This window comes from Aquitalea sp. FJL05 (assembly GCF_003852595.1).
GTDB lineage: Bacteria > Pseudomonadota > Gammaproteobacteria > Burkholderiales > Chromobacteriaceae > Aquitalea > Aquitalea aquatilis.
The window spans coordinates 1-13095 of record NZ_QAJS01000001.1 but is presented as its reverse complement, the minus strand read 5'-3'; the positions used below and the strand labels follow the sequence as shown (position 1 = coordinate 13095).

Here is a 13095-nt window from a genome sequence, read left to right as displayed (position 1 = left end):
TCATGTTCCTGCTACCGTCGCGACGGTCGCTTCCGGCACCTGGGTGCACCCGCGCAAGGACGGCAAGGAAGACACAATAGCGGCAATGCGGCGGCTGGCATGTCCATCGCCATAGGGGTTGTGTGCTTGCGACATCTTGAGATAGGCCGCTTCGTCATCCAGTAACTCGCTGGCTGACGCCACGATGCTTTCGGTTTCCGTCCCCACCAGTCGCGCCGTACCTGCTGCCAGGGCCTCTGGCCGCTCCGTGGTATCGCGGGTAACCAGTACCGGCTTGCCCAAGGCCGGGGCTTCCTCCTGTATACCGCCCGAATCGGTAATGATCAGGTAGGAGCGCACCATCAGATAGACGAATGGCAGATACTCTTGCGGATCAACTAGGTGAATATTGGCCACCCTGGACAGCAAGGCATATACCGGCTCGCGCACATTGGGATTCAGATGGACCGGGTAGACGAAGTCCACTTCGGGGTAGCGTTTCGCCAGCACAAGCAGCGCGCGGCAAAAGTTTTCGAACTTCTCGCCAAAGCTCTCGCGCCGGTGGCCGGTGATCAGGATCATCCTCGAGCCTGAGCGTAAAAACGCAAAGCTGTCGCTCATCTTCGCCTGCAGATGCGGCTGCCGCTGCAGCTTGTCCACCGTCAGCAGCAAGGTATCCACCACACTGTTGCCCGTGATGAAAATGCGGGCAGAGTCCACCCCCTCCCGCCGCAAGTTGCAACAGGACTCCTCTGTCGGCGCGAAATACCACGTTGACAAGGTATCTACCACACGGCGATTCATCTCCTCCGGCCATGGCGAAGACAAGTCACCAGTACGCAAGCCTGCCTCGACATGCCCCACAGGAATCTTGCGGTAAAAAGCGGCCAGGCTCGCCCCCAGGGTGGTAGCCGTATCGCCATGCACCAGCACCACGTCGGGCTGCACCTGCGCCAGTACCTGGTCTATTTCCAGAAGAAGCAAAGCGGTAAGCGGCGCCAGGCCCTGTGCCTTGTGCATCAATTGCAAATCATGATCCGGCTTTACATCAAACAAGCTCAGCACTTGATCCAGCATCTCCCGATGCTGTCCGGTCACACAGACCTGAGATACCACGTCAGGGCAGTTTTGTAGCGCTTGCACAATCGGGATCATCTTGATTGCCTCTGGCCGCGTGCCAAATATCGTCAACACTGTAATCACACCGATCTCCTCTCTGATTTTTCGACATCACATATGCACTAGGCATCCAGAACAAGGCATGACACCCCGGGTGTCGATCCTGCTTCTGCAACGACAATTTTTGCACATTGTATTTAAGGTATTGAAACAAATTGCTTAAAATGAAGTTAAAATTTTGCCGACCAACAAGGCCGACGCCATGAAATCGTACAACGTCAGGACATTTCGGTACGTCCGTGTCAGCTGAAGGTGGTTAATCCCTATGCATTTGCAGGCTTAACTGGTTAAAAGAGAAATAAGAGACTCATTTTTACAAGTTTGGGCTACGGATGACTGTTTTTCCCTGCTCCGTACCAATACAGCAACAAAGCATCAGATATGCTCATCAATCAATGATATAAATTCATGATGCTGCTGTTTTTTGACCATAAAAACCAAAAATGACAAAACAAGCTGATAAAAAATACCGCCAAGGCCAATGCTCGGGAGCGTGGCATTTGATGATCAGCCCAGGCGGTAGTCACATCACTTGATGTCGATTCTGTTCATGTTGATCCAGCCGCTCGGTAAGGGGCTTGAGAGCATTTGCAGCCAGGACAAATGGTGTTGACCGGTGGCAAGCCTGCGGGTGGCGGGCGGTCTGTAAAGGCTCTGCGCTATGACTTCTTGATGTGACTTAATGTATGCCGGCCAAGCGAGAAGAGGCTTTTCAATTGCTTGCCACCTACTGAGATTTCGGTTAATTATTTTTGACTTCGCCAAATTTGGTGAAGAATATTTTTCAGGAAGTGTTATGTCGGAAAATAAAACAGAATTATGCCCGCAGGATAGAAAGATTCTGCAAGAGCTGCAAAAGAATGCCCGGCTGTCCAATGCCGAACTGGCTGAGCGCGTAGGGCTGTCCGCATCGGCCTGCTGGAACCATACGCGTCAGCTAGAGGAAGATGGCTATATTCAGGGCTATGTGGCACTGATCAACCAGCAAAAGCTGGGGCTGCGGGATACCGTGCTGATTGAAATCACGCTCAATGCGCACGAGGAAAATACGCTGGCCCGCTTTGGGGAAGAGCTGGCGGCCTTGCCAGAGGTACTGGAAGCCCATCTGGTGTCTGGTGAATATGACTATCTGATCAAAGTAGCCGTGGATGGCACGGCTGGTTATGAGTGCTTTCTGCGGGAAAAACTCTACCGGATTTCCGGCATTCGCCACAGCCGTTCGCTATTTGCCTTGCGCTGCATGAAGTCGGTGCCATCAGTACAGGTATAGCGGCAGCGGTGGCCATGGCTGGCCACCTGCAGGAACCATCGTTTCCACGGTGAAGTTGGCACAACGACGATTGCAGCCATTGCAGTGTGAAATGACCTGCGTGCGATGGGGGCGGCGTTGCACGGTCATGCCCACGCCCCCCTGCACTGCGCCTTACGACTGCTGGGTTTCGTACCAGCCCTTGGATGCATTCACCACCTTCACCACCAGCAGCATGACCGGCACCTCGATCAACACCCCCACCACCGTGGCCAATGCTGCGCCGGACTCGAAGCCAAACAGGCTAATAGCCGCAGCCACCGCCAGCTCGAAGAAATTCGACGCACCAATCAGCGCCGACGGGCAGGCAATATTGTGCTTCTCCCCTACCAGCTTGTTCAGCCAGTAGGCCAGTGCCGAGTTGAAAAACACCTGAATCAGGATAGGCACGGCCAGCAGTGCAATCACCAGCGGCTGGCGGATGATGGCCTCCCCCTGAAAAGCAAACAGCAAAACCAGCGTGGCCAGCAGCGCAGTGATGGACCACGGCCCGATCCTGGTCATGGCAGCATCAAAGGCTTGCTGCCCCTTGGCCAGCAGTAGCTTGCGCCACAGCTGCGCCAGGATGACGGGAATGACAATGTAGAGCAGCACCGAAGTCAGCAGCGTGGCCCAGGGCACGGTAATCGACGAGATGCCGAGCAGGAGCGCCACGATGGGCGCAAACGCGAAGACCATGATGGTGTCGTTCATCGCCACCTGGGATAGCGTGAACAGCGGGTCACCATTGGACAGCCGGCTCCACACGAAAACCATGGCGGTGCAAGGCGCGGCGGCCAGCAGAATGAGGCCGGCGATATAGCTGTTCAGTTGATCGGCCGGCAGCAGCGGCGCAAACCAGTGGCGGATGAACAGCCAGCCCAGAAAAGCCATGGAAAACGGCTTGACCAACCAGTTAACAAATAGCGTGACGCCAATGCCGCGCACATGCTGCCTCACCTCATGCAGGGCAGCAAAATCCACCTTGACCAGCATCGGGATAATCATCACCCAGATGAGCAGACCGACCGGCAGATTCACCTGGGCCACTTCCATATGACCAATGGCCTTGAACAATCCGGGCGCAAGCTGCCCCGCGCCGATACCAGCCACGATGCAGAGAAAAACCCACACCGTCAGGTAGCGCTCGAAAATGCTCATCGGCGTACCGGCAGCCGGCTTGGCCGTCACTTCACACGGGGTATTCGTCATGAGCACTCCTTATAAGCCAAGGGCTGTACGCACAGCCGGTACCAGACGGGTGCGGATGTCATCGCGCACAGCCAGAAAGCTTTCCAGCGGCTCGCCATGCGGATCGTGAAAGCCAATATGGATACGCTTCACTGGCCGCGGGAAAATGGGGCAGCTTTCCTTGGCGTTGTCGCAGACGCTGACCACCAGGTCGATGTCCTGATCCATCACCGCCTCGACAGTCTTGGGAACCAAACCATCAGTCGGCAAACCGGCTTGCTTCAGCGCCTCGATGGCACCATCGGCCACCTTGGGCTGGGGACTGGTCCCGGCAGAGATGGCACGCACCAGGCCGGCCAGTTCGTGATTAAGAATCGCCTCCCCCATCTGGGAGCGACAGGAATTGCCCGTGCACAGGACAAGGACGGTTTTAGCTGTAGTCATGGTTTTCATTCCGGAGAAGCAGGATTCTGGCTGCAAGACGTTTTCGTCGTATCACAGGCCGCCGTCTTGGGCAGGCAGGCCTTGCCCTGGCAGCAATTATTGGTCAGGAAAACAATGAGATCATCCATCGTCCCGTACTCGGCAGAGTAGTGAATAAACCGGCTCTCCCGCTCACCCTTGATCAGGCCGACACGGCTAAGGTGGGATAGATGGAATGACAGTGTGGCATTGGGGATGCTCAACTGTTCGCCAATGGCGGAGGCATTTATTCCCTTGGGGCCAGCCTCTACCAGCAAACGGAAGATCGCAAGGCGTGACTCATGCCCAAGGGCAGCAAGAATTTCAGCGGCATTTAATGTTTCCATATTTCCATTTTTATGGAAACCTTAAGCAAAGTCAAATGACGTTCTAATGCTTCACATCGGAAGAAGCGGACTGCTACATCGGTCATTCCGCCATATCGTTTTCTACTTATGGCAGACCGACGTGGCAGCAAGCAAAGAAAAAGCCAGCAGATCAGCGGAAATCCGCGTCAGTGCTGGCTTTTAGAGGTTCTGGTGGAGGCGGCGGGAATCGAACCCGAGGCCGTTTTAAGCCAGTTCTATGTTACAGGGCCGATTTCGAAAATTTGGGGCCGATTTGGGGCAATCGCTCCCCAGTTTTTTCATGCCGAAGCCGATCTGATAGCCCCTTCACCCTACCACCACCCTACCCCGTCTGCGCCCCCGCCAGCTCCGCCCCATGCTGCTGCATCAGGCACAAAATCGCCGGCATGGCCGCGCCCAGGGCTGCTGCAGAGGGAAAGCGCAAGGTCGCCAGGTAAGCCTCACACTGTACCGCCGGCAGCGCGGCTGCAGCAGCAGGCACCACCACCGGCAAGGCCCTTGACGGAGCCTCCGCCCGACCACCCTCCAGCCACTGCCGCACCGCCTGCCGGGCCGGGTCCGCAATCGACGGCGGCAGCATCGACAAATGCGCCTCCACCCCCTCCAGTGTCCAGATCGTCAGCTTGCGCCCACCGCGCCGGGTAAACACCCCGGTGCTGATATTATCCAGGGTAAAGTTGCGCAGCGGCTCCCCGCTCAGGTTGAAAAACTCCACCCCCACCCGAAAGCGGCCCGGCCTCAAATGGCGATTGCTGTACAGGGTATCCTTGCTCACCCCCAGCAAGCCTTGCAGCTGCTGATTGGTAAATACCGGCACACCATTGAACCGCGCGCAACCAGCCGGCAAGGCATCCGCCACCGGCAGCGGCACCGCCCCGGCCAACTGCAAGGCGCGCTGCTCGCAAACGATAAAGTACAGCCGCGCCTGCCTGCCCTTGTCGTTGCGCTCAACCATCGCCAGCTCCTTGGCCATGGACAGAGAAATCACGTAATCCTTGCGATTGTGACCGCCCTGCATTTTGCTCCCCGAAACTGGGGAGCAAACAAAGTCCTTGTTTTCAATGAATTTATACTGAGCAACACGATCCCTCAGCCAAGTTGCGAAATCCTTCCCCACCTCCAGAAACGCATGCAACTCCCGCGCATTCACGGCAGGCACCAACAGGCCGCCGATCTCGTAATCCACCACCGGAATCAAAGCCTGCATCACTCAGCCCTCCCCGTTCAGTGACAAGGCCGGCACGGCACAGGCCAAACCAGCCGGACAAGCACAGCCCACCTCATCCGCCTGCACATTGATGCAGTTCTGGATATCGTCCGCCTTGCCACGGATGGCACGCAGCACCTGCCGCAAGATGTCCGGCTGTGTGGGTGTGGGAGATTGGTCAACAAAAGCCTCAGCACAGCGCGCCATGGCCGCGATCTGGCCAAAGCCCTCCTGTGACAGGCAATCCATCAGCTCGACAGCGTGGCGCAAGTCGCGGATGGCAGGATGATCGGGGGAAATGGAAAGGGATTGAGCAGCCATGATGGCCTCCTACAGATAGTTCAAGTTCACCTCTTGTTCAGAGAGGCGGCCGGGGGCTTGAACACCGCTGTAGGACGGCCCATAGCTTTCCCCCGAAGGGTCTTGTATCACTACGGACGCCCGGCCATAGATGGTCATTGTCCTGTAGCTCAAGACAATTCGGAAGCTATGGATGCAAAGATGCCGCTATTGTCGGGCATGTTCTGACAGCCTACAGGGTGTGTTCAGCACCTGAAGCCACTGTAGGTAGTTGAGAAAAAAGGGAAAACTGACCAATAGGCATGGCAGAAATGAAAACAGCCAGTGGATGGTCGCTGATTGGAAAGCAAAGACCGAGAGATTGAACACTACAGCATGACGGTTCAGAAATAAATTCAGCGGCTGGTGAGCCCATGTAGCTGACAGCCAAGGGAAAAGTTAACTATGAAAGTCAATATGATCAAACACTATTGACATCCTACCTATCTGGCATAAAATTGAATTTTATAAAAATACCGAGCGATACTGTGAGCATAACTCTTGAAATGCTTTTGCAACCTGCAAAAAAGTCAAACACAATTGCTGCCGTACAAATTGAAAATTTGTGGGGAATTGGCTCAAATATAAATATTAACCTTGATAAAAAATTCAATTTTCTTATTGGGAGAAACGGGTCTGGAAAGACAACAGTTATCAATTTGATAGCAGCTGTTCTTTCAGCCAATATTGAAAAATTAGAAAAAATTGAATTTGATAGAATCACAATTCACCTAAGGCCTGATTCCGGCCAAAAAAAACCCACAATCACTGTAAGAAAAAATAACTCCCCTTTGAGCTTGAACGGTGTGATCTATGAATTCAAAACTTCGCAACGAGAAAATCCAGTTCAAATAGCAATCGAATTGCCACAATCAGACTCTCTTACCAAGAGTAGAAACTTCAAGGTACAACTTGAGCGCTATTATCGTGATTCATTTGGCGCTGTGCAAAGAAATCTGGATTCAATGATCCAACTGTGCTGGCTTCCTCTCCATCGCTATCATGAAGACAATGCACCATCAGGAGATCGACGAGGTGCAACTCCAATAGATCATAAACTAAACATACTAAATAACAATCTGGTTCGATATTTTTCAGAACTACAAGGGAAATATTCTGAAGAAGTAATTGAATTTCAGAAAAACATTTTGCTATCCGTACTCACTCACGAAAAAAAGATGCGGTCCTTGCATTCTCAACCAAGATCGATGCAAATGAAGAAAAAAATTCACTAACAAAGCTATTTAATCTACTCGGTCTTGATAAGAAGAAATACGAATCAAAGTTAAATTTACATTTTGAAAAATTTAACACAATATCCAAAAGAGCTGAAAATGCAGCCGTCACTGTGGATCAATTTGCCATCTTATATAACACATGGCGCAGCCATTCATTTGTGCAAGAATACAAAGAATTGCAAAAGAAAGAGTCAATTATTTTCCAAAGTAAAGATGTTTTCTTAAAAATTCTTAACGAGTTGTTCGATGGAACAAAAACTGCTCAACTCTCCGACGGAAATGAATTGTATTTCAAAACAAAGAATGGAAAAGAAATTAACATCGAAGATTTGTCGTCTGGCGAAAAGCAACTTTTGATTATATTAGGCGAAGCTCTTTTACAAAAAAGTGATAGCTATATTTACATTGCAGACGAGCCAGAATTATCACTTCACATTTCGTGGCAGGAGAAGCTAACAGCATCAATTTCGCAACTAAATCCGAATGCCCAAATTCTATTTGCAACACATTCGCCTGACATCGTGTCAATACACGGAGACAATGCAATTGAAATGGAGGCATGCTTTTCATGACCTTCATGAGAACTATTAGTGGCATTAAGAATTTTAATAAATTTCACAAGGTGGATTGGATATTTTACATTGAAGGGAAAAGATTTTCTGAAAAGGAAACTTATGATGAAATTTTCTACCAAGCCACTCTTTCCGAAATAATAAAGGATCGAAAATTTAAAATTAAAGTAGTAGGCAGCCGAAGTGAAGTTCTTGATTATCATGCAAAAATTGCAATTGAAGGAATTGAAAATAGCATTGCAATCGTTGATAATGATCTTGCAGGAATCAATCACTCTCTTATTGCACACAATAAACTAATAACAACTTACGGATACAGCTGGGAGAATGACTTCTGGAGCGAAAAGCTATGCTCAGAAGTTGCAATGAAGCTAATTCCACAATCTGGATTTATAAACAATTTAAATAGTTCGGGTGAAAATATTATTCAGCACACTTACCGCATAGCAAGCAACCGAGCTGCAAAACTAAGCGTGCTAGACTCCTGTGCGCACATTTTCGGAAAAGCACTCCTCCAAAAAAATGGAGGCAGTTGTGGTATAAGCATGAACAACAAACTGCCATGGATTATTTCTCACAATGAGATTGGTAGAATTATAAGAAAGGCGAAAAATTATAACATATTTGATTGTGAAGTATCAAAAGCAACTATCGAACTAGCTCTGGGACAGATTAATAAAAAAATAATTCAAGGACATCTTTGGGAAAATATATCTATAACAATGATAGCAACGCTATATAAAAAAATTACCAATGAGAGGTCCGCACCTAACGAACTAATAAAATCGCTCGCATTCGGAGAGTTCAAATCCAACCCTTTAAAATACTTGGATGATGATTTCGTGGAGCACCTTAAATCGCACATTGAAAATATCACCTAACATCCAGGATGTCCTTAAAAATTAACAATTCAGGAAAATGGCAAAAGCCTAATGCGATGCATACATCGTATTAGGCTTTTTTGCTCGCCTCATATCTTATCAAAAATAAACCGCAACATACTGTACCAATGAAATATTCCATCCTGTAGCAAAACCCTGAAGACCGTGATCTTTCGCGGCCAGCCAGCAGAAATGTACAATTTAATGCCAACCGCGTAGCACCTCTACAACACAGGGCTAAAACCATATCTCGTTGCAAAACTGCATCAACACCCAGATGCTTGTCTTTTAAGGCTTTCCAGTTTTAGCCAAAAATAAACCTGTCTAGCCAGAAAAATTTTAACCTCACCGAAAACCTTATTTGGCGCGGATTCCGCATTTTCCGAACACTGTCAAGACTTGCCCCGTACTGGATACGCCACGATAATTACGTCTGTTAAATCATGATTTTGGGTTCGCCATCACCCCATAGCTAATGCAGGCCGTCCGGTCTGATACAACCCTCCATCAAGGAGTGGAGATGGCAAAGAAGGAAAGCGCAGTCCACGCGTATAAGTGGATCAGGCGGGCAGCATTCATGCTGCTGCATTACGGCAGTCACCTGCAGCACCCCGCAGAAACGGAAAAAGCTCAACACGATCATGTGATCGTATTGAGCTTTCCGGTGACTCTCCCAACCCATCGAAAGAAGAAGGAGTCAAAACCCACCAGGTAAGGTGAGGTACAACATGAAGAGGCATTCAGCGTTGCAGCGCTGTTTGCCTCTTTTTGTAACTCACATTCTAGATTCATCCCCGCGCCCTGTAAACGCTCCCCGGCCACTCCGCGCCACACCAAAACATCTCAAATACATCACCACAACCCCACACGCCCACCCCGCGCGGCTCTCCCGCTCACCACCACCCGCAGCGCCACGTTGCACAGATCACACATCGCCACGCCCGCTCACTCAGTAACACACCCTCACAGTGGCCCGGTAGATCCACTCCATCAGCCCCCAGGCCAACAACACCGCACCGCCTGCAATCACCCAATTATTCACCCACCGCCCGAGCAGCTTTTTCACTACCAGCGCAAGCAACAGCGCGATAACGCTGACAATGGCAAAGATGATCTTGCCTGTCGTGCTTGTCATCTCCATTGCATCCTCCCCTTTCATGGCACTCGGCCAACCCGGCCGACTCACCCTTGATGTGAGCGTGTCAGCCAGGTGGTCTGCGCCTTCCCGGACAGTCAGTCCACATGCCCCTTGGCCAAGGCTGTGTTACCCGCCACATACTGCTTCCACGCTGCTATGGTATCGGCGACTCCGGAGCACAGCGATAAGGTGCTGCATCCATGCTGTTTACACAGGTTTTTTGCTGCTGGTAGATGGCAGGTAGTTGCTTGCGTGCATCCTTGTTGCCATGGTGGGCCGCAGACAAGCGCCAGCGCAGTGCCTGGTAGTTGTCTTGCGGTACGCCATGGCCAGTTTCATACAGGTGGGCCATGAAGTTTTCAGCGGCGGCATTGCCTTGACTGGCTGACAGTCGCAGCCACTTTTCTGCAGCCACATAGTCGCGTGCGCCACCTTCGCCGTTGTAAGCCATCATGCCCAGATACAGCTGAGCCAGTACCTGGTGCTGATCAGCCGCTTTTTGCAGCCAGTTTCGGGCCTGCTGCATGTCTTGCTTCAGGCCTTGGCCGTTGTAGTACAGCACACCCAGCCGGGCCTGTGCCTGGGCGTTGCCCTGGTCTGCCGCCTGCTGGTACCAGTGTGCCGCCTGGCTAAAATCCTGCTGCACGCCCAGTCCGATGCGGTAGGCATCTGCCAGATTGTTTTGTGCTCTGGATTGCCCTTGCGTCGCGGCTTTCTGATACCACTGCACGGCCTGCGTAGGGTCTGCCTGCTTTCCTTTATCGGCCTCATACAGCAAGCCCATGCCGAATTGGGCATCCCGATTGCCCTGCTCGGCTAGTGGCTGCCACAGTGCCCGTGCGGCCGCAAAGTCGGCATGTTGATACGCCTGCATGCCCTCATCGAACCCGGCAAATACATAGGCGGGAAGCAGTAAGGCAAGAATAATCAGGATGGGTTTCACAGGCAGTTACTGCTTTCAAGAATGGATGGGAGATATTTACTGTCCTCGACAGTCGCGCCTGCCGAGAAGTTTAATCAACAAATAAGCCAAACCAACCATCATGATCAGGTTGGCTACAGACAGATAGCAAAGGTAAAGGATATGGGATGGGTCTGACAGAGGTAGCTCAGCCATGGCGCGCGTAATGAATACAGCGGACAGGGCAAGCGCCACCTTGGTGGCATGATGGCGGTAAATCAACAGCAGCAAAGGCACGGTAAGCACGGCCATGATGAGATGTATCAACATGCCTTCAATCAGCAAGGCAGCCCAAACATCCCAAAGCTGGCGACTGCTGGTCCAGGGAAAATGTGCGCCTACCCAGTTGGAAATCAGGTAATGCGGTGTATTGCAGCCCCAGCACAGCAAGAGCACAAACAATGCCCCCAGCTTTAAAGCGTCAATAAAACCGCCTAGTAGCTTGTGCATTTAACTAACCTCAGTCAGCTTGTTGCGTGTTGACACGCAAAGGATATATCTCCCATGAGGTGACAATCCCATTAGCCAGTGCATCTCCCATCTCGGGCTTGGCGCATTGTTCCTGTCGCTTGCCTTTATCCTCTGTGCCCTGGCACAGCATTACTTTTTGCGTGCCAGGCAGAATGCTGGCATCCCGGTGATAAAAGGCGATGTAGCCATGATGATTGGGAATGTGCACCCACTGCTCCACCAGGTCGGGGTTGGCCTTGCCATCGCTGTATTTAATGACCCAGTCTTTCAAGTAGCCCATGCGCCCCACTTGCAGGCTGCCATCGGCCGCATAGTTGCCATGCAGGCCGACAAAGGTTTTGTTCAGTGGCTGTTCATCGGAGTACTGCCGCTGCACCCCGCCCAGAAACATGCGAGAGCAGGAGGAGATGCAGAAACCGGACAGCGCGGTATTGAGCTTGTGCGCACGGATGAACTCCCCCACTGCATAGCCGCTGCGGGCATCGCCGCCGTTTGAATTTTTCAGCACCACCGTCGTAATGTCCGGATGGCTCTCCAGCGTACTTTCCAGCACGCGTAGCTCGATGCCGGTAACCGGCCCGGACATCAGCATGGCCTGGCCACGCACTTCCACCTCCATGGCCTGTGCGCCACCTATCACCGCCAACAGGGTAAAGCCAGCTACCAAACTTTGCTTCATCGTGTTTCCTTTGTGGCGGGAGACGGCCCTGCATTGGATGATACAAAATCAGCGCCCAGATACATCCGCCGCAGCACATCCGCCAGGTTCTTCACCGGCTCGTTGCCGGGGGTATTGGGTAGCCGGAAGGCCAGCAGGCCAGCCTGGCGCACGGCGGCGTCGCGCTTTTTGTCTTGTTCTTCTTTACCACGGTGGCTGCTATCGTCCAGCTCGATGACCGCCACCACGCTCAGGTCTTTGCGGCACACCACAAAGTCCGCCACCTTCTGGCGCATGGTGCCAAATAGCGCATTGTTCTGTTCGTTGGCCCCGCCCTTAACGCTTAGCAACTGGCTGAAACCCACCTGGGCCAGCACGATAAAGTCTGGCGACAGGTGCTCCACCAGCCGCCAGTAACAGCCCTGCTCACGCTCGGTCAGCAGGCTCGGGTTTTTCAGGCAGAAGCGTGCATTGCCGTAATCCATCGGCTTTTTAACCACAGGCGGAGACTTCAGCTCAGGCGGTGCCTCGGGTGCAGATGCCGTGCGTGGTTCTTGCCTGAGATCGGGCCGCTTGCCACGGCCGCGTGTGCCACGTCGCCGCCTGGGCATCATCATGGCCAGCACACCCACAATAGCCATGAAGATCAACGGCCATTTGATCGCCCACATGATGGGTCCCATCAAGGATGGCGCAGGGATAACAACCGGCAAAGGCGGTACTTGTTGACTGGCCGCCTGCGCTGGCTGCGGAGTAATAGCCTCCGCGGGCGGCAAGGCTGGCGTGGTGGGCAGTGGCTGCGGCGTGGCCTGCGCCGGTGTCGAGGGCTGCACCACTTGGCCAGGCGCGGGTTGCCCGGTATTCATGACCGTACAACCGGGGTAATTGCTATAGATGGGCCGACCGGTTTGCGGGTCGGTACAGGTGTAAACCTGGGCGGCTGCGCTGGCGCTGGCCAGTAGCAGGGATAAGGATAATGCTTTAATCATCCAAACATCATATTGCTAAATGATAGTGGCCGCCAGAAGGCTGCACGCCTGTTCTGCTGCAGTCCGTTGATAGCCTGCAACGACGCATTCAACGGAATTGGCAAAGGAGGCAACTCGATCATTCTAGCCCCCCCTCTATGTATTAATGGCCATCCGTAGAACTACGCATTCATG

16 protein-coding genes are annotated in these 13095 nt (G+C 52.3%); 5 read left to right on the top strand and 11 right to left on the bottom strand.

What is annotated here, in order from left to right; translation table 11 throughout:
• Positions 1–1173, bottom strand: coding sequence for a non-hydrolyzing UDP-N-acetylglucosamine 2-epimerase (wecB, locus tag DBR44_RS00080; protein ID WP_370449616.1), 1173 nt, complete (start codon positions 1171–1173; stop codon positions 1–3).
• Positions 1174–1954: 781 nt separating this feature from the next.
• Here wecB and DBR44_RS00075 point away from each other — a divergent pair.
• The gene (locus DBR44_RS00075; RefSeq protein ID WP_124640830.1) at positions 1955–2428 is read left to right on the top strand and encodes an Lrp/AsnC family transcriptional regulator; all 474 of its coding nucleotides are present in this window, start codon (positions 1955–1957) and stop codon (positions 2426–2428) included.
• Positions 2429–2581: 153 nt separating this feature from the next.
• On the opposite strand, the gene arsB is transcribed toward DBR44_RS00075, so the two are convergent.
• From arsB to DBR44_RS00050, 5 genes are all read right to left on the bottom strand, one after another.
• Positions 2582–3658 (bottom strand): ACR3 family arsenite efflux transporter, encoded by a 1077-nt coding sequence (gene arsB, locus DBR44_RS00070; RefSeq protein ID WP_124640828.1) that lies wholly within the window; start codon positions 3656–3658, stop codon positions 2582–2584.
• 9 nt (positions 3659–3667) lie between these two features.
• Positions 3668–4081 (bottom strand): arsenate reductase ArsC, encoded by a 414-nt coding sequence (locus tag DBR44_RS00065; RefSeq protein WP_124640826.1) that lies wholly within the window; start codon positions 4079–4081, stop codon positions 3668–3670.
• A 5-nt stretch (positions 4082–4086) separates the two neighbouring features.
• The gene (locus tag DBR44_RS00060; RefSeq protein ID WP_124640824.1) at positions 4087–4446 is read right to left on the bottom strand and encodes a helix-turn-helix transcriptional regulator; all 360 of its coding nucleotides are present in this window, start codon (positions 4444–4446) and stop codon (positions 4087–4089) included.
• Between the two features lie 343 nt (positions 4447–4789).
• Positions 4790–5674 carry an antA/AntB antirepressor family protein gene (locus DBR44_RS00055; RefSeq protein ID WP_124640822.1) on the bottom strand — a complete coding sequence of 295 codons (885 nt, stop codon included), beginning with the start codon at positions 5672–5674 and terminating at the stop codon, positions 4790–4792.
• A 3-nt stretch (positions 5675–5677) separates the two neighbouring features.
• Positions 5678–5995: a hypothetical protein gene (locus DBR44_RS00050; RefSeq protein WP_124640820.1), complete on the bottom strand. Its 318-nt coding sequence runs from the start codon at positions 5993–5995 to the stop codon at positions 5678–5680.
• A 506-nt stretch (positions 5996–6501) separates the two neighbouring features.
• Here DBR44_RS00050 and DBR44_RS00045 point away from each other — a divergent pair.
• The 4 genes from DBR44_RS00045 (at position 6502) to DBR44_RS00030 (ending at position 9419) form a co-directional block, all read left to right on the top strand.
• The gene (locus tag DBR44_RS00045) at positions 6502–7248 is read left to right on the top strand and encodes an ATP-binding protein (RefSeq protein ID WP_124640817.1); all 747 of its coding nucleotides are present in this window, start codon (positions 6502–6504) and stop codon (positions 7246–7248) included.
• Positions 7146–7823, top strand: coding sequence for an AAA family ATPase (locus DBR44_RS00040; protein WP_124640816.1), 678 nt, complete (start codon positions 7146–7148; stop codon positions 7821–7823). Before DBR44_RS00045 ends, DBR44_RS00040 begins: the two co-directional genes overlap by 103 nt.
• A complete protein-coding gene (locus DBR44_RS00035) occupies positions 7820–8704 on the top strand; it encodes a DUF4435 domain-containing protein (protein WP_158613520.1) in 885 nt (294 codons plus the stop codon). Before DBR44_RS00040 ends, DBR44_RS00035 begins: the two co-directional genes overlap by 4 nt.
• 520 nt (positions 8705–9224) lie before the next feature.
• Positions 9225–9419: a hypothetical protein gene (locus DBR44_RS00030; protein ID WP_124640812.1), complete on the top strand. Its 195-nt coding sequence runs from the start codon at positions 9225–9227 to the stop codon at positions 9417–9419.
• A 234-nt stretch (positions 9420–9653) separates the two neighbouring features.
• Here the strand turns inward: DBR44_RS00030 and DBR44_RS00025 are convergent, their stop codons facing one another.
• The 5 genes from DBR44_RS00025 to DBR44_RS00005 all read right to left on the bottom strand — a co-directional run bounded on the left by DBR44_RS00025 (position 9654) and on the right by DBR44_RS00005 (position 12921).
• Positions 9654–9845 carry a hypothetical protein gene (locus tag DBR44_RS00025; protein ID WP_233578241.1) on the bottom strand — a complete coding sequence of 64 codons (192 nt, stop codon included), beginning with the start codon at positions 9843–9845 and terminating at the stop codon, positions 9654–9656.
• A 151-nt stretch (positions 9846–9996) separates the two neighbouring features.
• A complete protein-coding gene (locus DBR44_RS00020) occupies positions 9997–10785 on the bottom strand; it encodes a tetratricopeptide repeat protein (protein ID WP_124640808.1) in 789 nt (262 codons plus the stop codon).
• A gap of 36 nt (positions 10786–10821) precedes the next feature.
• A complete protein-coding gene (locus DBR44_RS00015; RefSeq protein WP_124640806.1) occupies positions 10822–11253 on the bottom strand; it encodes a hypothetical protein in 432 nt (143 codons plus the stop codon).
• 10 nt (positions 11254–11263) lie between these two features.
• Positions 11264–11953: a hypothetical protein gene (locus tag DBR44_RS00010; protein ID WP_124640804.1), complete on the bottom strand. Its 690-nt coding sequence runs from the start codon at positions 11951–11953 to the stop codon at positions 11264–11266.
• Positions 11950–12921 (bottom strand): DUF2726 domain-containing protein, encoded by a 972-nt coding sequence (locus DBR44_RS00005; protein WP_124640800.1) that lies wholly within the window; start codon positions 12919–12921, stop codon positions 11950–11952. The genes DBR44_RS00010 and DBR44_RS00005 overlap by 4 nt, the downstream gene beginning before the upstream one ends.
• Positions 12922–13095 lie beyond the last annotated feature (174 nt).

Coding starts and splice junctions, on each gene's coding strand:
- DBR44_RS00075 (WP_124640830.1), top strand. CDS start 1,955: ATGTCGGAAAATAAAACAGAATTATGCCCGCAGGATAGAAAGATTCTG.
- arsB (WP_124640828.1), bottom strand. CDS start 3,658: ATGACGAATACCCCGTGTGAAGTGACGGCCAAGCCGGCTGCCGGTACG.
- DBR44_RS00065 (WP_124640826.1), bottom strand. CDS start 4,081: ATGACTACAGCTAAAACCGTCCTTGTCCTGTGCACGGGCAATTCCTGT.
- DBR44_RS00060 (WP_124640824.1), bottom strand. CDS start 4,446: ATGGAAACATTAAATGCCGCTGAAATTCTTGCTGCCCTTGGGCATGAG.
- DBR44_RS00055 (WP_124640822.1), bottom strand. CDS start 5,674: ATGCAGGCTTTGATTCCGGTGGTGGATTACGAGATCGGCGGCCTGTTG.
- DBR44_RS00050 (WP_124640820.1), bottom strand. CDS start 5,995: ATGGCTGCTCAATCCCTTTCCATTTCCCCCGATCATCCTGCCATCCGC.
- DBR44_RS00035 (WP_158613520.1), top strand. CDS start 7,820: ATGACCTTCATGAGAACTATTAGTGGCATTAAGAATTTTAATAAATTT.
- DBR44_RS00030 (WP_124640812.1), top strand. CDS start 9,225: ATGGCAAAGAAGGAAAGCGCAGTCCACGCGTATAAGTGGATCAGGCGG.
- DBR44_RS00025 (WP_233578241.1), bottom strand. CDS start 9,845: ATGGAGATGACAAGCACGACAGGCAAGATCATCTTTGCCATTGTCAGC.
- DBR44_RS00015 (WP_124640806.1), bottom strand. CDS start 11,253: ATGCACAAGCTACTAGGCGGTTTTATTGACGCTTTAAAGCTGGGGGCA.
- DBR44_RS00010 (WP_124640804.1), bottom strand. CDS start 11,953: ATGAAGCAAAGTTTGGTAGCTGGCTTTACCCTGTTGGCGGTGATAGGT.
- DBR44_RS00005 (WP_124640800.1), bottom strand. CDS start 12,921: ATGATTAAAGCATTATCCTTATCCCTGCTACTGGCCAGCGCCAGCGCA.